We start from the raw sequence: 25,723 nt of genomic DNA on the forward strand, positions 1-25,723 counted from the left end.
AATGTTATACCTGCATTCTTTATTTGCAATAGAAAGTATTGGGAAGACCTAAACAGCTTGTTCTTCACTAACTCTCAATTGGAAACCATTACCATGAATATTGATGATCTCAATCTTATCATCTTGTTTTAAATACTTGCGAAGTTTGGTAACAAATACATCCATACTACGTGCTGTAAAGTAATTGTCTTCTCCCCAAATTTCTTTCAAGGCAATACTTCTTGGTAAAATATCGTTCATATAAAGACAGAACATACGCAATAACTCTGATTCTTTTGGTGAAAGCTTGTCTTTAGTCTCATTATTATCATAAGTAAGAATACGTAATGGATAATTAAAATGATATTTACCAATGTTAAATTCTTTGGCTTCTTGTTTTTTTCGTTCGGGTTTTTGGCTTCTTTTAAGAATTGCTTGAATACGATACAACAATTCTTCGGGGGCAAATGGTTTGGGTATATAATCATCAGCTCCAGCTTGGAAGCCTTTGATAATATCGTCCTTCATTGTTTTAGCAGTTAAGAAAATAATCGGCACTGCTTGATCGATTTCACGTACATCTTTGGCTAGAGTAATACCATCTTTTTTCGGCATCATCACATCAAAAATACATAAATCAAAGGTGTCTTTTTGGAATCGGTTTAAACCTGCTTCTCCATCCATTTCTAGAATAACATCATAGTCGTTCATTTCTAAATAAGAACAAAGCACATCTCCAAAATTCTTGTCATCTTCTACTAATAGAATTTTACCTTTTGTGTCCATAATACATTTATGTTTTTATTGCGAGTAGTAATGTTTCTTAAATTATAATATATGGGATTCTAAGTACTCTACAAAAAGAGTGCGAGTTCTGTGTTTTGACAAAAAAAAATGCATTTCTTAGGATTTTGTTAAGACTATTTTTGAAAAAAAGCCTTAAAAACGCTTTTCACTAGCAAAATATTGTCTTTATTTTGAAAAAAAATAATTGGGTTTCAAAATTCATCTATAGCAATAGGTACAAAAGTTATTAACTTTCATGTATTTTTGGCTGTAATTAATTATCATAAATAAGGTATCTAAGAATGAGAGCAAAGCTAAAAGATTGCAAACAGTATGTTTTTACAACTAGTGTAAGGGTTCGTATTACTGATTTGAATTATGGAGGGCATGTTGGGAATGAAATGATGTTAATTTTTGCTCAACAGGCAAGAGTTGATCTCCTAAAAAGTTGGGGATATGGAGAACTGACCTTAGCTGGCAAGGGAATTATTATGACAGATGCTGTTGTTTTGTACAAGTCAGAGTCGCATGAGGGAGATGAATTAAAAATTGAAATTGGTATTGATGACTTAACTAGTATTGGTTTTGATTTGTATTATAAAATTACGAATGCTCAGACGAACAGAGAGGTTGCTCGCGTTAAAACAGGTATTTTATGTTTTGATTATGGCGAAAAGAAAATTGCAAGTCTTCCTCAAGAAGTTGTAGCTAAAATCAATGCATTATTATGATCAAAAAATTGGAACCGAACCAAAAGGTATTGATGCATCCCGAAGTAGGGAAAGTTATTCTTAAAAAAAATCCTCGTTCCAAACGCGTTACATTAAAAGTAAAAGTCGATGGCTCAATCATCGTAACACTACCTCAATCCTTACCGTACAAAAAGGCAGAACCTATTTTGCATCAAAACATTGCTTGGGTCAAAGTTCAATTGGAAAAAGTCAAGGAAAGCCAAAAAAAGAAGTTATTGTCTTTTGATAGCAGGTTTCAAGTTCGCACAAAAGTACTTCGCATTCTACCTCACGACCAAACAACCATGGTGGCGAAAGGTAGGGAGGATAAAATTGATTTATTAGTGCCTAAAACGTGGGAGATTGCTTCATCAGAAGTTCAAGAACAACTTCAAGAAGCTATGATAGAAATTTTGAGACAAGAAGCGAAATATTACTTGCCCAATAGGACTAGAACCTTGGCAATGCAAAAGGGAATTGCCATCAATACGATCCGAATAAAAAATGTCAAGACGAGATGGGGGAGTTGTTCTTCTAAAAGTAACATCAATTTGTCTCTGTATCTAATGCTGCTGCCCGACAGCTTGATAGACTACGTTATTTTGCATGAATTGGCGCACATAAAACACCAAAATCACAGCGCGGCATTTTGGAGTCATTTAGAGAATTTATTGCCAGGAGCCAAGCAGTTGGATAAAAAACTCAATGGTTACCGTATCCCATTTTTATAAAGCCAATAATTCGGCACCTTCTTCGCCAATTAAAGAACCAATCGCAATGCCCATACCACCCATTCTTACGGCAACAACAACATTTTTGCTAATAGTTTGAACCAAAGGTTTTTTTGCAGCACCAATTCCCATAATACCACTCCACCAATAGTCTATTTCTACTGGGTGATGAGGGAGTATGGTGTGTTTGAGAAAGTTGGTTAAATAATCTTGGATGGTTTCCGAAAAACCAAATTCAGCGGTTGTCTCTCCTGTTAAGTCTAAGTGTCTTGCGCCACCCAATAAAATTCTATTGTCAATATTTCTAAAATAGACATACCCTTTGTGGTAGTGAAAACATCCTTTAATCGAAAGTTGAGAAATGGGTTTGGTTATCAAGACTTGATTGCGAGCGGGGAATACTTCTAGTTGAGGGAATAATTTGTTGGCAAAACCGTTGGTGGCAACTAAAACCTTTTTTGCAATAATAGACCAAGAGTTTTGGGTGATTACTTCAACTTGATTGCCATTGTCTTGTATAGCCTGAACGGTTACGCCATTTAGAATCGTAATGTTTTGTTGTTGTGCCAATTTTAGTAAATTATGCATCATTTTCCCTGTGTGTATTTGTCCTTCGGCTTTATTCCAGATAAGTTGTTGAACACCCCCAAATTGAAAGGTGTCAATAGCTTGATTGGCAATACTAAATGTATTGTCTAGACCTACAATGGCTCTTAGTTTTTGATTGAGTGCAGCTATATTGGAACAACATTGTTGGAAGAGTTCTTGATCAGATGCTTTGAAAATCTCATAATTCCCATGCTGAAAATAGTGCATATTTTGAACACCAATTCGCTGTTGTAGCCGTTGCAAACCTAACCATCGTTTTTCTAAGATTCCAAAGACAGTGTCTTCGTCTTGGTCTTCCAAATCATCTAAGAGCTCAGACACAGAGCCAAAACAAGAAAATCCCGCATTTTTGGTGCTAGCACCAGAAGGAAATGTTCCTTTTTCTACGACAACAATATTGAGGTTAGAAGCTTTTTCTTTTAGGTGCAAAGCGGCACTTAAACCAACAATACCACTGCCAACAATGACCACATCTACATTTTTTAGAAAGGTCTCTCTTTCCCAGTAACTTAAGTTTGTCATTTTGTTGTTTTTTATTCTTTAGGTTACCCTTGATAAGCCTCGTCTTGTGCAATATTACTTAGTACCCAAGAAAAATCACCTTGATTGGTCTTGGTGCCACAATAGCCGCAAACAGAAGTGTCGCTCATTTTATCAGCAGGAGCGCCACAGTTGGGGCATTGGGCAGTATCAAATTCACTCTCTGGTTTTTCGACCCCTATTTTTCGAATAAATGTCCAGTATTCGGTAAATCTTCGGGGCGTTCGTTTGTTTCCTCCAATTAAACGACCATTTTTATCTTCTGTATAATCAATGGCTGCCGCAAAAATGCGAACGGTAATAGATTCGTAATTATTATCTATGGTGATTCGGGCAGGTTCGATATGTTCTAAGGTGATATTTTCTAAACGATTGAAGTAATTTTTTTCTTGATAGAGATGAATCCAAAAAGCATTTGCCTCGTAAAGACGATCGCTTAACAAATGACGCACCGATTTCCAATTGTCACGCTCTGACCAAGCTTGATACATAGTTTGGAAAGTGGCTTCTACCACATTCTCCATAAATGATTCCCAGTAAGCAGCAGGGTTTTGTAGATGGTGTAAAGCGATAAAACGAGCCCCCTTTTCTTTTAAATATGGATCGATAATAGTGGGGGCATTATTACCAACTTCGGGAGCATAGGTACCTAAGGTCTCTGCTCTATAATGTTGATGCTCTTGGACAACAATTTTATCTAACATCCAATTCATTTCCCCAGCTTCTATCAAGGTATTACAATTACCACAAACACCTGCATCGTTGAAGTCGTTAGGAGCGCCACAATTAGGACAAGCCAAATCTCGTAAACCTTCTGGGCTAGTAGATACTGTCTCTATATTTCGGACTAGAACCCAACGTTCCTTTAAAATATGTCGGTAGTTCTTTTCATTATAAAGAGTAGAATAATTAGACTGAAAATCTACCACAATTTTGATTTGCTCGCTTGTTGTGATAATATCTGAGATTTGAATATTGGCGACAACAACTTCTGTTCGAGGACTTGTCTTCGCCATGTCCGAACGCATGAATAATTTGATATTCTCAGAGAGAAAAGGCTGTACGCTACGACTATTTTTGGTATTAATGCTACTGTAGAATTTATGATAAAGCGAATGAGCAAAATCTAAAAATAGAATCTCAGAAAAGGCAGGATCTTTGCGAATTAAAGCATCAATTTTTTGTTGTTTGGCTTGGTTTGCCATTTGATTCTGTTGGAAACGATAAGCATCCATTCCAGAGCTTTGTATATAGTTGTCTACTTGTTTGTCTCCTCCTTGATGGTTGAGGTGATACCAAATAACGGCAACAATAATACTAATAATCAATGCTATTTGTAAAAAAGGAGGCAATAGAAAGAAAAGACGAAATAGCATTTCAAATACGATGATGCCTCCACCATTACCTCCATTTCCACCACTAGAGCCACCACTGTAAGAATGTCCGCCACCTGGTCGAGCATAGGCTACCTCTGGAAATAAAAATAAAATACCAATGCAAAACAATAGTGTTAATGCAATCAAGTATTTAAAAGAAAAAAATTTAGCAAAGCGCATGAAATCTTGGTTTAAAGTTCTACGTGTAGGTGGTTAGGAAGTTCATTAATGTCATTAGGCTGTACTGGCAGGTGTTCTTCAAAGATTGGGATACTAGCTCTAATTTTTGCCAAAAGTGCTTGTGGAGGCTCGGGAGCATTAAAAACTTCATTGAATTGGAATTGGAGCTTATCCAATTCATCAATTGTTAGTTCAATATCAACACCAATATCCCACAGCAATACTGCTTGACGTTCGAATGTAGAAATGAATAGAAGGACACCCGTGTGTTGCGATGTTCTATGAATGTGTGCTTTTTGAAAGATGGCTCTAGCCATAATTTCGGCTTGACGACGCATCCGTTTTTTATGAATTAAAGCATGTTTGAGCTTTGGGAACCATTTGATAATCCCAATGCCTAGAGAAAAGAATAGAAGTGTTCCAAACAAGATGGCATAAATGTGGATGATCGTAGGGATCATAAATTTGACAACCAAAGCCAAGAACGCTAAAAAAATGCCGCCCCAAAGCTCAATATCTCTATAATTGTCGCATTCTGGATAAATGACCGTGACCAATTCAACACTACTTTTGGACTCTAGGGCTTGAATGGCAGCATCTAGTTCTTCTTGATATTCGGGAGTAAAAAAAGTATTCATACGAAGTGAATATATGTGTAAAAATTATAGATTGATTGGCTAGCCCAATAGTTCGTTGAAACCACGCAGTAGCAGCGAACCAAGCTATGCGAGCTCACGACCGTAGGTAGTAACAAAGCGAACTAATAAACGACCACGAAGTAGCAGCGTAGCTAACTACTACTAGCCCAGAGCCTGCTTTAAATCAGTAACTAAGTCATCAATATCTTCTATTCCAATACTCAATCGAATTAAGGAATCTGTTAAGCCCACTTTTAACCGTTCTTCACGAGGAATAGAGGCATGGGTCATAGACGCAGGGTGCCCAATTAGAGACTCGACACCTCCCAAGGATTCTGCACAGGTGAAGTAATGCGTGCTTCCTAAGACTCTAGCAGCAGCCTCAAATGTGTCCTCTTTTAAAGAGAACGAAACCATACCACCAAAATCACGCATTTGACGTTTGGCGATGGCATGTCCTTTGTGAGATTCAAATCCAGGATAGTATACTTGATCTACTTTAGGATGTTCTTTTAGAAAGTTAGCAATAGTACGAGCGTTATCACAAGCCCGTTGCACACGCAAATGCAACGTTTTGATTCCTCTCAACAATAAAAAGCAATCCTGAGGTCCTGGAACGGCACCTGCTGCATTTTGTAAGAAGAATAATTCTTGAGCGAAGGTTTCATCTTTACAAACCAAAGCACCATGAACGACATCAGAATGACCACCAAGGTATTTGGTAGCCGAATGCATGACGACATCTGCTCCCAAGTCTATTGGTGTTTGCAAATAAGGAGAGGCAAATGTATTGTCTACACAAGTACGAATGCCATGTTGTTGAGCAATCGCACAAACAGCTTCAATATCAATGATGTTTAGCATTGGATTGGTTGGGGTTTCGATCCAAATCAACTTGGTCTGCTCGTTGATATAGGGCTCTATATCATTGGGCTGGTCCATGCTAATAAAATGAGTTTTGATGTTAAAACGCCCGAAAATCTGGGTAAATAAGCGATAGGTGCCACCATACAAGTCATTGGTAGCAATAATTTCGTCACCAGGGTTTAAGGTTTGTAGCATGGCATTGATTGCCGCTAAGCCACTACCAAAACAAATTGCTTTTGCCCCATTTTCTAGAGCAGCTAGATTAGCTTCTAAGGCAGATCTTGTGGGGTTTTTGGTGCGAGCATATTCAAACCCTTTGTGTTTGCCTGGTGATTCTTGGGCGTAGGTAGAGGTTTGATAGATTGGCGTCATAATTGCCCCCGTTGCTGGATCTGGTTTGATTCCTGCATGGATAACTTTTGTTCCAAATTTCATATTTGATATTGATGTTTTTATATTTTTTAGCACTTAAGTACTCTGTACACCAATTAATGAGTGTCATTTGGTATACAGAGTATAGGTAAATAGACTGCATTAGTCGCCAAGTGCAAAAATTTAATCGGCTAATCCTCTGCAACTTCTTTGTACAAATGAGCAATAAACCCATTGCGCATCCTAGGCTCAATCCAAGTTGATTTAGGAGGAAGAGTATCTTGTTCGTTTGAAATACGAATCAAATCTTCTAAAGCAACGGGATATAAATTAAAGCCAATTTTAGCTTTACCTTCTCGCACCCTGCGTTCTAAGCTAAACGCACCTTTGGGACCTTCTACATACTTGATATCGGGCTCTGTTCGAACGTCTTCAATTCCTAAAATGCCTTCTAGAACATATTTGTTCAAAAAATAAACATCTAATGTTTCTTTTGTTGGGGTACTAGGTTGGGGCCAATATGATTTTTTGAGACGCAGTTTATACCACTGCTTGTCTAGGTACATGCCCATTTCATACCTTGCAATTGGAGTGTAGTTCTTTTCGGTGGGTTGAATGCTATAGTAGGTTTCTAATTGAGCAAGAAAATTTTTCTGAGAAATATTACCTAAGTCAGCAATCACTCGATTGTAGTTGTGAATCTCTATTTCGGAAGCAGGAAAATAAGCGACCAACATAAAGTTAAATTGCGTTTTATTGGTCGTCAACTCGTTGGACTCTAGGTATCTTTTGTATAATAACTCTGAAGTCTTGGCTCGATGGTGTCCATCACAAATATAAGATTCGTGAACATGTTGATCGAAGGCAGAGGTTAGGGCTTCAATTCGGAGTGGATCTTCTATTTGCCAAAAAATATGCTCCTCATCTTGGAATGGAATGTGAAAAGAAGGAGGAGAGGAGGTGGTAATTCGGTTAATGAGGGCATCAATCTCTAAAACATTAGGGTATGTTAGTAAAATTGGTTTGATCAATGCTTGACGTTCTTCAAAAAGACGCATCATTTTAGCCTCCTTGGCCGCTAAGGTGTTCTCGTGTTTCTTGATTTCGCCATTGATATAATCCAAAACATTTGTACAAGCTAGCAATCCAGTATGACTGCGATGTGGCCGTTTAATACGGTAGATATAGAATGATTTTTTAGAGTTTTGAGTATAAATACCATCGCTTAAATAGAGTGGGAATTTGCGTTTGGCCGAACCAAAAAAATCATCAAAGGAAATAATATCACTCAGATCTGGTAGTGCTGCTCGGAATGGTGAAATTTTCGCCATTGGTTTGTTATTATTTTAAGTAGTCTTATAAATATGCTTTCTGTTTAATCTTTTACGAATCCACTAAAAAGAACGAATTGTTGGGTAAATTGTAAGTATTCAACGTTTCTTGATATAGTGAAGAGATATTCTTACGTCATGAATTGTTCAAATAACCATATGGTTGTAGATTCGAACAAATTTTATAAATAATTGTTAAACTGTAACATCCTTAATTCTGTGCTTTAAAAAAGATTATTACTGTTGTTGGTTGATAATTAATTAAATGTGATTATTTTTTTTTGTATTTTATTCCAAAATCAATAAGCAATTATTTCAAATTATCCACGAATTGATGTATCTATGCCCTATAAAATTTTACTCTATCACACTGACTTGACTCCAAGATAGAGAAATCCCCACAAAATTATTTACAAGTTGTCTATGGTTTTTATGATCCTTTGTGATAAAATTATGTCGAATCACTCTTAATAAAGGAGATTAGATGCAATGATTTTACAGCCAAAGAAAAGACATTCACAAAGTACATATTTCATTGCCACAAAAACAACTTATACATTCACATCCCTATTGTCAATTATAACTGTCTTTCTAATTTCAAGTTGAATGCATTTTGAACTCTTGTGAAATTTTATAGAAGTTAATCCTTTATGTTATGGCTTTTTTAGTTTTTATAAAAAAATAAAAATAGTCTTGCAAAAGCCTTCACACAAGATAAAGAACTTCACTAGAAAAAAGAGTTCTTAGTGTCAATTTCGATAGAATATTCTTTGGCGCACTATTTGTTTTTAACCAGTTATGACTACTAAATAATGCATAGTAGGTTTATTAGTTTTTAGTACTCTGTGATCACAACCTTTGTTTTTTGTGTTGCTCGCACAAGCTTATTAGGTAAGCTTAGTTTCTAAAAATAAAAACTAATAAATAATAGTCCCAAATTTATTGTTATTAAAATGGCTTATGTCAAAACTTATTTTCATATTATTATTTGCAATTTCACTTAAAGCAGAAGCTTTGCCAACGTATCCTGTTAACAAGATACAGCAAGGCGAATTATTAAATAAAGCAAAAGCCTCTTCTTTGGATGACTTTTTTGAAAGTTGGATGGATCGTAATGTAAAAAAAGCAATGGAAGGCTCTTGGATTGTTTTGTACAAGAACGAGGAATTTTTGTATTGGGGGTGGACAACTTTTGAAAGTATGGTCAGCGCAAATCCAACCGTCAAGGAGTTTTTTAAAACACCAATGGCTGATATTCAAGCGAAGTTTCCCAATTATGAGTCCGTACACGGAAATAGTATTCGAGAAAAGTTAGAAATTGTTATTGCCAAATCCATCCCTCAAAAAGCTACCGTAACGGTTATACTAGGTTTCAAGGTACAATTAATAGACGAAACCTTAGTCATTCAAACTCCCTGTACAATAAAAATCCCAGGCGAAGATAGTGAAAAAGCCAATTACAATGTCATTCTCAATCGAGACACTTTGGATTTGATAAAGCTGGAACCGTTGTAGGTATTTGCCTTTCTTAATTTTGCTTTCTTACTTGCACGTATCCTGTAGTTTTTGTAATTTGATTCAATTATTGACAATCAATTAGCCTCAATTTTATTGATTCATCTTATGACCTTATGTTTTCACTATTTAAAAATGATGCGCCACCTTATTCTGTTCGACGAATTCAAAAAGGAGAATTGTTGGACAAGGCAACGTTAGCAAGTGTTGATACGTTTTTTAGCAGTTGGCTAAACAAGCGACCTAGAAAAGCAGCTGTAGGTTGTTGGTTTATTTTGCACCAAGATGATGGCTTTGTTTATTGGGGAAAGCCTGTTTTTAAAGGTCTGTTCAGCGATGATAGAACGGTAGATGAGTTCTTTAAAACTTCAAGGATGGCATTAAGTCAGCAATTTCCATTCTACCAAAAACAATATCATTATTTTTTGTGGGAGCGATTGTATGCCATTATAAAAAATGAAGTAGATGGGATTTCTGCATTGCGGAAAGACAAGGCTTTGAGCGGTTTTATAGAAGAGCAACAGTTTCATATAAAGGTTTCTTGTTGCTTAATTTATCCTAAACAAGATGGAGCAACAACAGAGGTAAAAGCACAATACAAGATCGTTTTAAATCATACGACATTAGATTTACTTTCCATAGAAAGGTTGGTTTAAAACAACAAGGTAAATGATATAGGTGATTTTTTAGCAGGACGTTGTCAAATAGTTTGTTGTTAATTGTAAAATAGGCTCAATATTGGTCCAATGCAAGGTGTTTGCATTCACTTTTTATTAAAAACTAAAAAATCAGCAGACTCCTATTCTATATTTACTCTATTTAGGGAAATTTATTAGATTGATTATTAGTGGTATATGTTTTTGTTTGCTTTGAATTGAAAAAGCTAATAATCAACAGCGAAGTACTCATGCAATAAACTAAAAAATCAACAGAGTATTAATTCTAAAAACCGCAAAAAAAATAGCTATTTTTAGGCTCAAATAGAGAACCGTGTTGTTAATTTACGTTATAAGCATGGTGCTCACTGGATAGAGAGTAAGTTTGATTGTTTAGTGCATATTTTACTGATAATCAATTCTATGTTGCTCTAAAGAGAATGAGCGACGAAAGGACAATTAAAAAATACACATTATGTTTCGACTTTTTGGGAATTGGAATACCTACTTGACAAAGGAAATTAGAGAAGGAAAGCATTTGGATAAGGCTCAAAAAACAGATTGTGGTGCGTTTTTCGATAAAAGCACTTTTAAACGATTGAGCGAATGGACAATTCTATGGGTTGATGAAACTTTTGTTTATTGGGCAAAAGCGGATCAGGAGAAATTAGACAAGTATTGTTTTTTTAAAACAAGCAAAAAGGCGATTGAGCAAAATTTTGCTGCTTTGGACGTTAACAAAAAAAAATCCCTTTTAGCGATACTAATATCATATATCAGTGCATTTTTGGATGAAATAGATGGTTGTATTTATACCATCGAAGGAACGGCTTATGATTCTGTACAAATAGCAGAAGATACGAATTTTAAAATTCGACTCAATGTGGATTTAAGAGTAAGAACAACGAGTTTAGAACCTGTCGTTCGAGCCGAAAAAGGATTGTTTGAACTTTTGCTGCACCCTCATAATTTTGATTTGATAAAAATTGAGCGCTTGGACTAAGTAATTTTCCAACGAAATATGTACCTTCATCGTCAATTAATGAAAATGTATTTAGAGAGAAATTTTGTATCCACTTAACACAAAATATGCTTTCTCATTGGTTCAAAAAATAACGATATGCGACCCATTCAAATGGTAGATTTGAAAGCACAATACCAAGATATTAAAAATGCTGTTGACACAGCTATTTTGAATTGTATAGAATCTGGTGCTTTTATCAATGGTCCACAAGTCAAATCTTTCAAAGCACATCTAGAAAAATACCTTGCAGTCAATACGGTCATACCTTGTGCAAATGGTACTGATGCGTTGCAGATAGCGTTGATGGGCTTGGGACTCAAGCCAGGAGATGAGGTAATTGTTCCTACTTTTACTTACGTAGCGACGGCAGAAGTGATTGGTTTGTTGCAACTAACACCTGTAATGGTTGATGTAGATCCCAATACGTTTAATGTTACAGCAGACTTGATAGAACCATTGATAACAGAAAGAACCAAAGCTATTGTACCTGTTCATTTGTTTGGGCAAAGTGCTGATATGGAGCCTATTTTAGCATTAGCAAAAAAGTACCAGCTTTATGTTGTAGAGGATAATGCACAGGCGATCGGGGCAGATTATACCTTTTCGGATGGTCGTGTTCAAAAAACAGGTACCTTAGGAGATATTGGTTGCACGTCTTTTTATCCTTCCAAAAATTTAGGTGCTTATGGTGATGGGGGCGCAATTTTTACTCAAAATGAAGCTTTAGGAAAGCATTTACAAATGATTGCTAGCCATGGACAAAACAAACGTTATTATCATCAATGTATTGGTGTTAATTCTCGTTTGGATTCTATTCAAGCAGCCGTGCTGGATATTAAATTAGCTCAATTGGATGCCTATGCGACCGCTAGACAAGCTGTTGCGGCTGCTTACGATAAGGCATTTGGGGCAATAGAAGGTGTTCAAATACCTGTGCGTCAACATAACTCTTCTCATGTATTTCATCAATACACGTTAAAAGTTCCAACAGATAAACGAGCTGCTTTGCAAGCGCATTTAAAAGAGAATGGTATTCCATCTATGATATACTATCCAGTTCCTTTGAATGAACAGGAGGCTTTTAAACATATTGTATCGGCTTCAGAAAATAGCTTTCCTGTGACAGAACAGCTTTGTAAGGAAGTTTTATCATTACCGATCCATACAGAAATGGACGATGAGCAATTGGCATTTATTACCAATATTTTTTGCTCATTTTTTGAATAACAATAGTTAGCTGCGCTCAAGAAGTAAACTAATAAAGTTTACTTCTTGAGTGCTGCGTAGTTGATAATCAAAAAGTTGTGTGTTTATTGTTTTTGTGTTAAAGTTTTGATTATTAGGTTGATATAAATGTGTTTTTTTTTGCTCTTTTATGAAAAGGTAAAAAAACAACGAACTACTAGAGCAAAAAATAGGGGAGTATTAAATGTGTAACGACTTATTCTTGAGAGAATATCTAAGAATAAATCTTTTGTTATGAAATGCGTAGTTCCTATTTTATTTATTTTGACAAGTTTATTATTGTTTGCTTGCCGTGAACAACCAATGGTAGATTGCACTCCTACCGTGCCTCTAAATACTTCTAGAGGAGCCTGCAACCAAAACTTAACTCCTTCGTCTGCTTACTCTGAATCTATTAATGGTCATACAAGAGTTATTACGGCTAATAATATACCAGAACATAAAGTTGGTTTATTTGGCGGAGGTCAAGGTTCTTTAAATCCGAATGCTATTAGCCCGCAAAATGCAGTTTATCGAATTACAACAACTCCTACTAAAGCGGCTTCGAAAACAGAGCTACTAAGTAGTGTAGGACCTGTTGGTGCTTTTGGCATTTTAATGAATGGAGTGGAATTGGACCCTATTGCCGCAGAGCCTTGGCCCCATCAAGGGATGATGGCAGCAAATGTGAATTGGACGTGGAATTTGGAAGCTACGAATGTACAATTGGGGTTAGATTGTAACAATGCTCACGTGCAGCCAACAGGCAAGTATCATTATCATGCTTCGCCAACTTTATATCTTCAATCATTGAATATTAATACCACAACAATGACTCAAATAGGGTGGGCGGCAGATGGTTTTCCTATTTATTATAAGTATGGTTATTCAGATCCGCTAGATAACACTTCTGCTGTTGTTGCCTTGACTGCTAGCTACCAACTTAAAACAGGAGAACGACCAGGGAATGGTTCAGATGGACCTTGTGGGGCGTACAATGGCATTTATTCTAATGATTATGAATATATTCCTAGCCTAGGAATGCTCGATGAGTGTAATGGTCGAACAGGGGTAACACCAGAATTTCCTGGAGGAACATATTACTATGTTATAACAGACGAATTTCCTTCTGTTCCTAGGTGTTTGATGGGAATACCCTCTAATGACTTTAAACTGCGATAAACATTTCTTAATAACAACCTACTGCTTGAGATGAAGTATTTATTGTTTTGGGTTAGCTTCTGTTTGGTGCAGAACTATTGTATAGCTCATGCTCCGAATGAAGCTTTCTTTGAAATTTTTGAATCGGATGGTCAACTTTTGCTAAAAGCTGAGTTTCCATGGACAATTAGAGAAGTTTTATTGACAGCTAAACCAGAGCTAAAAATAGCACAAACAACCGCACAAATGGAAGCAGGATTATTAGCCTACATCCAAGAACGTTTGTCTATTAAAAATGAAAAAAATCAAATTGTCAAAATGCAAACCATTCAAGTGGCTCCTGTTGTAAATGGCCATGGTCATGGCAGTGTTTATATACTAAGATTAGGAAAGAATGAAGGAATTCGTTCTGTTAACAATACCTGTATGTTTGAAGCATATACTAATCAAGTGAATTATCACAGTATTAAGCTAAGGAATATGGATACATTAAAGTTTGTAACACATTCTCAACAATCTATATATACCATCCCTAAGCCGAAGGCTGCTAATCGTAATTTTTTGATGATTTCGATAGGAACAGTTGGTGCTTTATTACTACTAATACTGACAAGAAGAAGCAAAGTCATCCGTATTTAATGGTTATTTTAACTTTGGGTTATTGGCATGACGATCTTTGTCTCTAATGGTTCGTTTGTCCATTATTTTCTGCAACGAAGCACCTAAATCGACTTCTGCTTGATTTGCCAGACAAAGCAAGACGAATAAAACATCTCCCATTTCTTCGGCTAGATCATCTTTGGCAGAGGCTTCTTGTTCTTTTGTTTTAAAAGATTGTTCGCCATAAATTCGAGCCATTAGGCGAGCTACTTCGCCAACTTCTTCCATTAGAATGGCTGTATTAGTTAGTTCTCCGTAGTAACGAACGCCAATGGTCTTGACCCAGTGGTCTACTTTTGCTTGTGCTTCTTGTAATGTCATTGTAATAATTTAGCTTTGTTTTTTTTTGAAAAAGAGGTTGGATCTATATTGGAAATGGAAGTATTCTTTTGGTTTGATTTCTTGGGGTAAATGTGATAAAAATCAAGAATGTGTGTCAATAATGCAGATAAAATCCCCAATGCAATCGCTCTATATCGAGCAATAGTACCGATATTAGAGACCAATAAACCGACTAAGAGAAGGTTAGTGATCGCATAAGCAACAATGAAGTGTATTAGGGGGTTAGGGGACTTTATAGACTGTTTTCTTAGTGCCAAGGAAACGGCAAACAATACTAGGAAAGATAGAATTTCTAAACTAGCTATTAGCTGTAAAAAATCTTTGCATTCCCATAAAAATGGTCTTCCTAGCACATTGACAAATGCAATGGGAATGGTACTGAAAATACTGCCAAGTGTTGGACTTAGTGGAGCAACATCTTTTATAGACGAACCTCCAACTTCAGCTAAAAAGGCGGTTTGTTGATTGGCTAGAATTTCTAATAGTTCAATGCCAAAGATAAACTTAGCAAGACCAAGAGTTCCTCCAATAAAGATGCTATAAACAATTAGGTAAGTACGCCAAATTCGCTTAGGAGCATATAATGTACAGATATAGGCTATTGTAGCAGGAAGTAATAGAACTAGCAAATAATGACGGATTATGCCTATAATAAAAATAGATACACAAAGTTTTGCAATAGCTTTGGATAATCGTGTTTTTTGTTGAAACTCTAAGAGACTTAATAGAAATAAACTTAGACCAAAATAAATATAGACATCTTTGTGTAAACCAGCTGTCCAAAAAGTCAGAGATGGCAAGAAAAAACAGCAAACAATTAAGGTAAACTTGGGTAATTCTAAAATTTGTCGGAATATATTGTAAAAATTCAAACTGGCAAACAAGCCAATGGTAGCAATGAAAAAAATGTGCAAATGGTAATGACCTAACGTAAATGGATATAGTAGAGCATGGAAATGTACCAACATATAGGTTCCCAAATCTTTCCAAAAAATGGCAGCATCAGGGTAAGTGAAAACAATGGCATTGGGCACAGATACGTCCCAACCTAATATAGATCCAATATAATAATTGGGATGCGACAAAAATGTCCGCCCTAATAATGTACTTTCGCTCAGATAAATAAATGTGTCTCCTCCCTTAAAATAGGTATAGTGGATGATACCATAGAGCAACCCTACTATTATTTTTGAAAGAAAAATAAAGCATACAAAATTGCGTGATAGGCCAGGTGTGTTGAGGGTCTTTGTAGATTTTATCCACCAACTGAAAGCCACGATATAAATAACAAGCAACAAATAACTCATATTTACCATTGGGGTTAATAGACTAATATCAACTGCGATTTATTGGATAAGTGAACTGGTATTAAACAGGGACAATTGATTAAATGTTTATGGTGAAAAACAGACATAACTTATTTTTGTGAACTCTATTTTTAAATTAATACTTATTTTTAAGAAATAATAAAAATAAGTATAAGTTTGTACTATAGTGTTCAATGCTCCTTTGGTTAAATCGCAAGATATTAAAAAAAAGTGGTAAAATTTGTGTAAAGTTTTAACGTATAGGCTTATTATATAGTGAAAAAAATGGAATAATTAAGGCTGCAAAATACGAAGTTATCAACTCAAAACAAATTAATATCTCAAAAAGATTGTTGAGATAGGTTGATTTTAAAAGAACAAGCATGAATAGTATAACGATGAAAATGGGCTTTCTTATATTTACTTTTGTGGATTTTTCCCTTTTAGTAAAGGTACAAATTTAAAGTTGCTCAAAGTTTCTTCTTGATAATCGAACTTACTTAGACGAGTTATTTTTAGCATTTTTTGATGTGCTTGATTACCAACAGGAATGACTAGAATACCACCAATCTTTAGCTGTTTTTTTAAGGCAGGTGGTACTTCTGTAGCTCCCGCTGTTACTAGTATTTTGTCAAAAGGTGCAAATTCGCCTAGACCTTTGTAGCCATCTCTAAAGTAACTTCTAATGCCTAGTAAGCCAAGTGTCTCAAACATTTTCTTAGCTTTGGAATATAATAACTCGTGTCGTTCGATGGTATATAAACGAGCACCTAATAGGGCTAAAACAGCAGATTGATATCCCGAACCTGTACCAATTTCAAGAATTTTTTCTCGCTTTTTGACTTGTAGCAATTCTGTCTGATAAGCAACGGTATAAGGTTGAGAAATCGTTTGATGCTCGTCGATAGGGAATGCTTTATCTTCGTAGGCGTGTTCTTCGAATGCTTTATCCAAAAAGAAATGTCTAGGAATGGCTTGAATGGCGCTCAAGACGTTTTCATCTCGAATACCTTTTTGATAAAGCTTTTCAGCCAAACGTTTGCGCATGCCCTTATGTCTATTGCTGTCTTCCATTTGTTGAATTTAAGTCGCTAAAATACAAAATAACACAAATTTCATAGACGCTTAACTAACAAATGACTAGAATAGATACTATTTTTTTCCTAATTTGCTGAAAAATTTGAAAGAATAAACCCTAAATACACTTTATAAAGGTTGTTTTGCTTTGACTTAACAAAAGGTACGTGTACAATAGACTAACTATTTTAAGTTGCTTTAACTTTTGAGGTCTCCTAATTTTGAGGCAAGCAAACCCATCAAATAGTGTGTACTCAATAAATAAAAATAAGTAAGAGGTCAGAAAAAATAAGAACAAAGAATGGGATTATTTTTTTGCTAATTAAAGAAGAAAAAGGAAGGCTTAGCGAGCTAAGACAAGTTTTTCTGATGAAGAGTAGTGCAAAAAAAGGCTGTTTTAGCTACGCTGCTACTGCGTGGTACTTGTTATTTTTTTGAACGATTACTTACTATTATATTAATAATAAAAAGAAAAGTAGCACAAAGGTGCTCAAAATGGATTAAGAAGCTATGACAAAAATTAAATTTGGAACAGACGGATGGAGAGCTATTATAGCAAAGGAATATACCGTTGAGAATGTAAAGCGGATTGCTACAGGAACAGCTTTGTGGATTAAGCAAAACGGAGGAAATAGTTTGGTATTAGGGTATGATTGTCGTTTTGGAGGATTGATGTTTGCTCAAACAACGGCTCAAGTTATGGCACATCATGGAATTAAGACTTATTTTGATAAAAATATTTCAACAACTCCTATGGTTTCTTTAGGTGTCGTCAAGAAGCAAGCAAAAATGGGGGTTGTTATCACGGCGAGTCATAATCCTCCAACTTATAATGGTTTTAAATTGAAATCAGAATTAGGAGGACCTTCTATACCTAAAGATATAGATGCCGTAGAAGCATTGATTCCTGCCGAAAATAGTACGGACGAATTGCCATCTATTGAACAAATGGAAAAGGATGGATTGTTAGAATATATCAATTTAGAGGATTTGTACATGGCAGAAGTTGAGTCTAAATTTGATTTAAAAACGATTCGTGAATCTGGTGTTATTTGTGCTTACGATGCTATGTATGGTGCTGGACAAAATATTGTGCGTAGAATCTTGCCGAATGCGGTACCATTGCATTGCGAAATTAATCCAAGTTTTAATGGACAGGCGCCAGAGCCTATTGACAAAAATTTGCAAGAGTTGTCGCAATTAATTAAAGACAATAAAAACATTACTTGTGGATTGGCAAACGATGGCGATGCCGACCGTATTGGAATGTATGATGAAGATGGGACGTTTGTTAATTCTCATCAAATTCTATTGTTGATCGTGCATTACTTGTACAAGTACAAAGGTATGAGAGGCAAAGTAGTGGTTTCTTTTTCGGTAACGGATAAACTAAAAAAGCTATGTGAATTGTATAACTTGGAATATCAAGTGGTTAAAATTGGATTCAAGCACATTGCCGAAATTATGATTACAGAAGATGTTTTGGTTGGTGGAGAAGAGTCGGGCGGTATTGCAGCAGCTGGTCATATTCCAGAACGTGATGGCGCTTGGATTGGTTTATTGGTCTTGGAATTTATGGCTAAAACAGGTAAGTCTATCAAAGAATTGATGGAAGAAGTATATGCTTTGGTAGGACACTTTGCTTTTGATAGAGATGATTTGCACATCGCCAACGACAAAAAATGGGCAATTATTGAGAAATGTAAAAACAACGAGTACACGAGTTTTGGAGATTATACGGTACAACGTGTTGAAACAATTGATGGGTATAAGTTCTACTTGTCAGATGATAAATGGGTGATGATTCGCCCTTCAGGAACGGAACCTGTGTTGAGGGTTTATGCACAGGGACCTACTCATGAGGAAGTAAGAAACATCTTAAGCGCTACACACGCGACCTTAGGATAGAGGCTATAAGAACCATAAAATTTAGGGAGAAAGAGCTGACTCATTGAGTTGGCTCTTTTGTTGTTTTGGGGTGTAAGGTGCAGATAATGAACTGTAAAATTATTTCATAAAGATTTATTTGACTTGCAATGTTGAGTCTTTTAACATATATTTGTATTGCCCTGAAAAGTGAATGTTAAAAAAATGAAGGAATACTGATGAAGTCTATCTGTCTAGATTTTTAATGTATTTTAATATACTATATTTTTTACATTTAAAATAAACCCAATTTTATGAAACAATTCTTTCTAGTAACAGCACTGCTCTGTTGCTATTCCCAAGGATTTGGACAATTCCAAATTCATCCCGATTCTTCTTTTTATTCTTTTTTAGATTCTTTTTATTACTATCATCAAGAGGATAGTGCCGAAGGAGGTTTTTTTAATCAAGTTAGACGTAATGCAATAAAATGGGGTGCTCGATTATATCCATCAGGAGATATGAGAATAGCTAATCGAGCCATTATTGAATACTCTAAGAATTATAATAATCAAAATTTGATTAATACTTCTTTTGCTCCAACTTCATCTATCCAATTTCCTAATAATCATCCTAATGCTAAAGGCTGGAAAGAATTAGGACCAAGAAATCCGCAAAGCATTTCTGGAGGTCCAGCGAACAAAGCAAGAGGTATGGGACAGATGCATCGGATTGCATTTCATCCTGATTACGGTACAAGTCTACAAGGAAATTTAAACAAAACTCTTTACGCAGGATCTCATTATGGTGGCTTATATCGCTCTGACGATGGAGGAGCTAATTGGTATAATTTTCATACAGACCAAGGTTTGCCAATTACTTCAGTAGGTGGAGTTGCTGTGACAGATGATTTGGTCTATGTTTGTACTGGAAATGGAGACTATGGATTCTCATTTGGATATAAAGCCTCGTATACTCCACTTAATGCTACATTAAGTTCAAATCCTATACATACTCAAGGAGTTTATCGTTATAATAATGCAACTGCAAATGAGTGGGAACCGATTAATGGTTCAACTTTGATGATAGATGGAATAACAAATATTCCTACTCTTCTAGATATATTTAAAGAGGGAGGGACAATGAGAAATATAATAGTACATCCAGACCCTTCTTTATCTGACAATTTATTGATTGCTACTAGTCATGGTATTTTCAAGACAGAGAATGGAGGAATGAGTTGGAGGCAAGTTTTAATAGGTCCTTCTAACTCAATTTGGGATACAGAATGGAAAGGATTAAAGTATCATCCTGATTCAAGTAATATTGTTTATGCTAGTGGAAAGGATATTTATGAATCCCTAGATGGTGGTAATACATGGACGTCTAAAACTAATTATCTTGTAGATTTATCATTACCTTCTACTTTTGAAGTGAGTCGTATAAATATTGCGGTTACACCAGCTGCACCTAATAATATTTATGCACAAGTAGTAGGAAAAAATATAAATACTGGTAACGGAATGGCACGAAGAATATACCTATTTGATGGTAGTAATTGGATACTCAAAAATACACTAAATCAAGGTGGATATGACCATCCTGACTGGCTTGGTATTGCCGTATCCCCTACGAATGCTTCCGATGTATTTATTGGCATGATTGATAATTATAGGTCGCAGAATTTTTTAAGTTCTAGTTCATCATTTTATAATATTAACCCAAGTGGAGGGCACAATCCTGCCGTTCATGATGATGTTCATATCTTGGCTTTTCCACCGAATGGGATGGGAGATGAATTATTTGTTGGAACCCATGGAGGAATTAGTCATTATGACTTGACACTAAACACTTGGCAAGCTTTATATAATGGTTTGGGAGTTTGTACAGTGTGGTCTTTTGATGATTGGGAGGGAAATGATAGTGTTATTGCAATTGCAAAGCAGGATATAGGTATAGACTATACGCTTGATAATGGAATAACATGGAAAGCCCATAGATTGATAGGAGATGGTTATGGAGTACAAATAGATGATCATTCAGGTTTATCATTTTGGCGAGGAAATAATTATTTAGGTCTAGTACAAATATACCCTAATTATTCTACACCTTTAGATGTCAATCCTAGATTACCGATTGATCCAACAGAAGGATTAACATCTTGGGTACCAACAACATTTAAAATTATAAATCATCCTAAAACGGATGAGTTATATTTTGGACTTACAGAGATGTATATTCGAAATTATTTAAGTCGTGTTGAGCAAAATCAAGGAGGAGGAACCTCATGGGCAGTAAAATCAAATATTGGACAGTTTGCACATAAGCAAGGTCAGTGGAGGAGGCAAATCATGGAGATTGCACTATCCGAAGATGAAAATACAAATAATACATATATTTCTACTCTTAATTTCAATGGCGTTAGTGGAGGAGGATTTCGTTCAGGTTTTTTCTTTTCAGATCAAAGTACATGTTCCACTTGTTTTGTAGATAAAACTTCAAATTTACCCATATCATCAAACCCTGCAATACCTACTACGACTAGTGAACCTAATCCTGTAACAGGAATAGCTTTAGATGCTAGAGATGGCAATAGAGTTTGGGTTAGTTTTGCTGGATTTGACCCAGTGTTAAAGGTTTGGTATTCTGATAACAAGGGAGATGCTAATACGTGGGTGAATTATGATGATGCTAATCAATCTTTAGCGAAATTAAATGTATCTATAAATGGAATTGTTTATCAGAGAGGTACTAAAGATAGGGTTTATATAGCTACAGATGTGGGAGTATATGTAAGAGAAGACGGAGGTGATTGGTTAAGGTTTGATAGCGAAGGGAATCCATTTCCTAATACTAGAACAACAGAACTTAAAATCAACTACTGTTCGGGCAAACTACGAGCAGCAACCTTTGGACGAGGCGTATGGGAAGCCGACTTGCTACCGCCAGAAACGTCCATTGATTACCGTAGTTTCCGAACGATTACAGGAACGGAGACATGGACTACGGACAAAAATATGGTTCGAGACATCAAGGTCAAAGCAGGTGCTACCTTAATTTTAAATAGCATGACGCTGAATATGCCCAAAGATGGTTTGATTGTGGTAGAACCAGGTGGCTTATTGGTGGTTGATTCTTCTACGATCACCAATCAATGTGGTCAGACATGGCAAGGCATCCAAGTATGGGGAAATTCTCACCTGTCTCAAGTCCCGACCAATCAGGGGCAAATTATTTTGAGTGCTGCTACCTTGGAATATGCCAAAAATGCCATTAGTCCATGGGAAGTAGGCAATTTCCCCAATCCAACCAACAATACAGGTGGAACAGGCGGAATTATTACGGCGATGAATAGTCAATTTATTAACAATTGGCGTTCCATTGATTTTATGCGTTATATATCTCCAACAGGAGGCAAAGAAGGGAGTACCTTACACAATTGTACCTTTACGGTCAACGACGATTATCGTCCTTTTGACGGCGATAGCCTTCCTAACTTTTTGGGACACGTATCCATGTGGTCGGTTGGTGGAACCGAAATACAGGGATGTACGTTTAAGGACGAACGCAGCAACAAAATAGGAGACCCAGTTACTGGTGGTAGCTTTGGTTTGGGAGGCTTGGGAGCCAGCCCCAAAGTCTCTCGCCTGTTATTCCCTTCCAAACGCAACCGCTTTGAGGGCTTGGAGCGTGCTGTTGAGATGGGCGGTCCAAGAGGCACCAACTATACCACCGCTATTGACGAATGTACCTTCGTGGATAACGAGCAAGCCGTTATTATCCGAGCGCACAACCAGGCGGTAGTGATTCGGGATAGTTTTGAAATAGGCAACTTTGCAAGTACCTCGCCCAACAGCTATATTGTGGAGCACTACGGTCTAGGGCTGATTCATACGACTGCTTTTAATGCAGAACAGAACTACTTTACCAGTACGACCAATAATGCCAGCGCTACGGTTGGTTCTTGGGTAGAAGCAACGGGAGCGGCAGGGAATGCCCTCAAAAACAACCACTATCATAATTTGACGAGTGGGAATTTGGCACATGGACGGAATAGTGGGGTAGGACCTTTTTCTAGTGGCTTACAGTATCACTGTAACCAAAATACAGGCAATGATTACGACTTTATGGTCTTTGCCAATATCGCAACCGATAATACAACAGCCAGCATTAGTAGTCAACAAGGTAGTATCACGCAAGCCAGTCGCAATACCTTTTCGACTGCTGTACAGAGCCTGCCTACTCAAGCGCATTTTTACAATTACAATTACGATGCTGCTTCGGCACAGTTAGGGGCACCTGTTCAGTATTATTATACTTCTAATAATACAAATGAAATACCAGATGTAGCATTACTTTTTAATACCAATAGACAGGTTGCATCACAAGGTATATTGAGTTTCTGCGCAGCAAACTATACTGGTACAGGAACCTTTAAAGTAAGCAATGGCGAAGGGGAAATTATTTCCTTAGAAGCCCTAAAAGAAGGCTATGCCACCGATTGGGGCAACTATCAACAATTAAAACTAGAATACGACGAACTACCAACAGAAGACAGCACGACTCGTTCTAACAAAGAAAGCGAATTAGCGGGTGCCTATCAAAAGTTATTCTTTGGGGCAAATCAAGTGATTCAGCACTATGCCAACGACAGCATTCCTCAAAACGATAGCTTAGAAACTTGGATTAAAAAGAAACCTGGCATAGCCGCACAATACGAATTGGTAGAGCATTATTGGAGACAGGGGCGTTATGCCGATGCTTTGGATCAAATAGATTATATTGCTGCTACGTTTAGCATGGACTTTAGAGCATCAAAAAACCACAGTCATTACAAAGATTTGAAAGAATTGTTGCAAGCGGCTTATGCCAATGGGCGCATGGAAGCAAATTTGGAGAAATCAGAAGTAGAGGCATTGGAAGCGATTGCCGATGCCCAATGGGGTTTTGCAGCGGTACAAGCGTCGGATATTTTAAAGTTCTTTTATCGCAAAGGTACTTTGTATGCGCCCAGTTTGCCGAACCTAAATCCCGTAGAAGGTAAGTTTGTTCCTGCCAAAGGGAGTCGTCTTGCGTCATTTGCTAAAGAACCTACCTTGGCGGGCACGCCGAACCCTGCTATTAATTGGGTGGATTTGTCTTATGAATTGCCAGAAGGGCTTGAAAAGGGGCAGTTGGTGGTTACGTCTACCACGGGGGCAAGGATGACTCAAGTAGCCTTGCGCAACAATGTAGGTCAGCTTACGTTAAATACCAAAGAATGGGTGTCGGGAATTTATTTTGCGACACTATTCTGTGAGGGGCAAGAAGCTAAAGTCTTTAAAATTGTTATTCAAAAATAATGTATCATTGATAGCCTATTTCTGCCCTGTGTGGAAATAGGCTTTTATCTTTTTCTTATGCGAATTATTTATCTTGTATTATGTTGTTTTTTATATTATAATAGCATAGCTCAAATAACTACCTTTAATAAACGGGTGCAGTTGGGCTGTGGAAATACGATACTCACAGGTTTAGAAGTGACGGATTCTTGCTACTATGTTACAGGGGGGGCTTTAGATAGTAACAATAATTGTGATTTTGGTACGGTGTTTACGAAATACGATACTCTTGGTAATTTATTATTTTATAGAATAACTAGGGGGGTTGAAACGTGGTTTCCTTATCTAAGGACAAATTTTCAAAATGAGTTAGTAACAGCCCCTTATTTTTATGACTCTACAGGAATGTATGGAGGCATTTTTATCTATGATAATATGGGAGGGGGAACAGTTACACCTTTTTCTAACCCTTATATCGAGGGGACATTCATCCGCCCAGACGATATGCGAATAAGTAATGATAGCGGTTATATAATAACAAGCTCGATTAATGATACAACAGGAGTAAGTGATGTAGGAATTCTAAAACTAGATCAACAAGGACAAAAAGAATGGCATGTAACAAGAGGCGTACCCCATTATGTAGAGCACACTCCCTGCGTTTACGCCACGAACGACAATCACTATATAATTGGCTACCAACAAGACAACCTAAGTGGCGTACAAATGAACTACACGGTACGAAGCAAATTAGAAAAAATAGACAGCCTAGGCAATACGATTTGGACTTACCAAAGCCCCAATAACCAACAAATACATGGTGTGAACGATTTGATTCTGTCCAAAGATGGCGGCTTGGTGGTTGCCAGTGCATGGGGCTATGAAAGACTGAATAGCACAGGAACGTTTGCTAATTTTTTACACCATGGTTATATCTATAAATTAGATAGTGCTCAGAATTTTTTATGGGGTACAATATTACGTTCACCTATTGATGATTTAGCCAGTTTTCAGAAAATAATAGAGTTAGAGGATAGTACATTAGTTGCATTTGGGACAATATCACGAACATACCCTGCACAGAATCCAACACATTATATTATACACGGGCGAATTGTGAAACTATCGCCTCAAGGAGACAGCATTTGGAGCAGAGATTACGAGTATCTAAGCACAGCGAATGCACGGCACACGGTTTATGATGCCGAGCGAACGCCAGATGGAGGTTTTTTAGTATGTGGAGAAGCGAATGGAGTAGATACGATTCCTAGCAATCCGATTATTTTTCAGCAAGGTTGGTTGATAAAATTGGACGACCAGGGCTGCTTGGTGCCAGGTTGCCATACGACAACAGGCGTGCTGCCGCTAGAGCAAGGAGGAGCAATTTCTTTGTTGTTGTATCCCAATCCTACCACAGATTATTTGAATGT

General features: G+C 36.7%; 20 protein-coding genes. 11 read left to right on the forward strand and 9 right to left on the reverse strand.

The genetic code is table 11. The annotated features are described in order from the left end of the window. Nucleotides 1-48 precede the first annotated feature (48 nt). Nucleotides 49-765, reverse strand: a complete 717-nt coding sequence (locus CG11_RS04085; RefSeq protein ID WP_052593421.1) for a response regulator transcription factor — start codon at nt 763-765, stop codon at nt 49-51. Between the two features lie 302 nt (nt 766-1,067). Between CG11_RS04085 and CG11_RS04090 the strand changes: the two genes are divergently transcribed. Then, a complete protein-coding gene (locus CG11_RS04090) occupies nt 1,068-1,496 on the forward strand; it encodes a thioesterase family protein (protein WP_052593423.1) in 429 nt (142 codons plus the stop codon). Further along, entirely contained in the window at nt 1,493-2,227 is a 735-nt protein-coding gene (locus CG11_RS04095; protein WP_052593425.1) for a M48 family metallopeptidase, read from the forward strand. The genes CG11_RS04090 and CG11_RS04095 overlap by 4 nt, the downstream gene beginning before the upstream one ends. On the opposite strand, the gene CG11_RS04100 is transcribed toward CG11_RS04095, so the two are convergent. From CG11_RS04100 to CG11_RS04120, 5 genes are all read right to left on the reverse strand, one after another. Next, nucleotides 2,222-3,358, reverse strand: a complete 1,137-nt coding sequence (locus tag CG11_RS04100; protein ID WP_052593426.1) for an FAD-binding oxidoreductase — start codon at nt 3,356-3,358, stop codon at nt 2,222-2,224. The genes CG11_RS04095 and CG11_RS04100 overlap by 6 nt on opposite strands. 23 nt (nt 3,359-3,381) lie before the next feature. Then, nucleotides 3,382-4,932, reverse strand: coding sequence for a TIM44-like domain-containing protein (locus CG11_RS04105; RefSeq protein ID WP_052593428.1), 1,551 nt, complete (start codon nt 4,930-4,932; stop codon nt 3,382-3,384). 11 nt (nt 4,933-4,943) lie between these two features. Then, complete coding sequence (locus tag CG11_RS04110; RefSeq protein WP_052593431.1) at nt 4,944-5,570, reverse strand: hypothetical protein; 627 nt, start codon at nt 5,568-5,570, stop codon at nt 4,944-4,946. 162 nt (nt 5,571-5,732) lie between these two features. Further along, nucleotides 5,733-6,893 carry a cystathionine gamma-synthase gene (locus CG11_RS04115; RefSeq protein WP_368667155.1) on the reverse strand — a complete coding sequence of 387 codons (1,161 nt, stop codon included), beginning with the start codon at nt 6,891-6,893 and terminating at the stop codon, nt 5,733-5,735. Between the two features lie 107 nt (nt 6,894-7,000). Continuing rightward, nucleotides 7,001-8,140, reverse strand: coding sequence for a DUF1015 family protein (locus CG11_RS04120; RefSeq protein ID WP_052593435.1), 1,140 nt, complete (start codon nt 8,138-8,140; stop codon nt 7,001-7,003). A gap of 960 nt (nt 8,141-9,100) precedes the next feature. Between CG11_RS04120 and CG11_RS04125 the strand changes: the two genes are divergently transcribed. The 6 genes from CG11_RS04125 (at nt 9,101) to CG11_RS04150 (ending at nt 14,359) form a co-directional block, all read left to right on the forward strand. Continuing rightward, nucleotides 9,101-9,655, forward strand: coding sequence for a hypothetical protein (locus tag CG11_RS04125; RefSeq protein WP_052593438.1), 555 nt, complete (start codon nt 9,101-9,103; stop codon nt 9,653-9,655). A 116-nt stretch (nt 9,656-9,771) separates the two neighbouring features. Next, on the forward strand, nt 9,772-10,311 hold the full coding sequence (locus CG11_RS04130) for a hypothetical protein (protein ID WP_052593440.1): 540 nt from the start codon (nt 9,772-9,774) through the stop codon (nt 10,309-10,311). A gap of 475 nt (nt 10,312-10,786) precedes the next feature. After that, nucleotides 10,787-11,314, forward strand: coding sequence for a hypothetical protein (locus CG11_RS04135; protein WP_052593442.1), 528 nt, complete (start codon nt 10,787-10,789; stop codon nt 11,312-11,314). A gap of 117 nt (nt 11,315-11,431) precedes the next feature. Beyond that, the gene (locus CG11_RS04140) at nt 11,432-12,562 is read left to right on the forward strand and encodes a DegT/DnrJ/EryC1/StrS aminotransferase family protein (protein WP_052593444.1); all 1,131 of its coding nucleotides are present in this window, start codon (nt 11,432-11,434) and stop codon (nt 12,560-12,562) included. Nucleotides 12,563-12,814: 252 nt separating this feature from the next. Further along, on the forward strand, nt 12,815-13,741 hold the full coding sequence (locus CG11_RS04145; protein ID WP_052593446.1) for a YHYH protein: 927 nt from the start codon (nt 12,815-12,817) through the stop codon (nt 13,739-13,741). A 30-nt stretch (nt 13,742-13,771) separates the two neighbouring features. Beyond that, nucleotides 13,772-14,359: a hypothetical protein gene (locus CG11_RS04150; protein ID WP_052593448.1), complete on the forward strand. Its 588-nt coding sequence runs from the start codon at nt 13,772-13,774 to the stop codon at nt 14,357-14,359. Between the two features lie 3 nt (nt 14,360-14,362). Here CG11_RS04150 and CG11_RS04155 read toward each other — a convergent pair whose 3' ends face one another. From CG11_RS04155 to CG11_RS04165, 3 genes are all read right to left on the reverse strand, one after another. Then, nucleotides 14,363-14,701 carry a nucleotide pyrophosphohydrolase gene (locus CG11_RS04155; protein ID WP_052593451.1) on the reverse strand — a complete coding sequence of 113 codons (339 nt, stop codon included), beginning with the start codon at nt 14,699-14,701 and terminating at the stop codon, nt 14,363-14,365. Beyond that, the gene (locus tag CG11_RS04160; protein ID WP_156039649.1) at nt 14,698-15,897 is read right to left on the reverse strand and encodes a hypothetical protein; all 1,200 of its coding nucleotides are present in this window, start codon (nt 15,895-15,897) and stop codon (nt 14,698-14,700) included. The genes CG11_RS04155 and CG11_RS04160 overlap by 4 nt, the downstream gene beginning before the upstream one ends. 552 nt (nt 15,898-16,449) lie before the next feature. Further along, entirely contained in the window at nt 16,450-17,103 is a 654-nt protein-coding gene (locus CG11_RS04165; protein WP_052593454.1) for a protein-L-isoaspartate(D-aspartate) O-methyltransferase, read from the reverse strand. A gap of 513 nt (nt 17,104-17,616) precedes the next feature. Here CG11_RS04165 and CG11_RS04170 point away from each other — a divergent pair. The 3 genes from CG11_RS04170 to CG11_RS04180 all read left to right on the forward strand — a co-directional run. After that, nucleotides 17,617-19,014: a phosphoglucomutase/phosphomannomutase family protein gene (locus tag CG11_RS04170; protein ID WP_052593456.1), complete on the forward strand. Its 1,398-nt coding sequence runs from the start codon at nt 17,617-17,619 to the stop codon at nt 19,012-19,014. A gap of 272 nt (nt 19,015-19,286) precedes the next feature. Continuing rightward, the gene (locus tag CG11_RS04175; RefSeq protein ID WP_052593458.1) at nt 19,287-24,314 is read left to right on the forward strand and encodes a hypothetical protein; all 5,028 of its coding nucleotides are present in this window, start codon (nt 19,287-19,289) and stop codon (nt 24,312-24,314) included. A 57-nt stretch (nt 24,315-24,371) separates the two neighbouring features. Next, nucleotides 24,372-25,723 (forward strand): hypothetical protein (locus CG11_RS04180; protein ID WP_156039650.1); only part of this gene is annotated, 1,352 nt, incomplete at its 3' end.

Origin of the sequence: Aureispira sp. CCB-QB1 (assembly GCF_000724545.1) — a bacterium.
Taxonomy (GTDB): Bacteria; Bacteroidota; Bacteroidia; order Chitinophagales; family Saprospiraceae; genus Aureispira.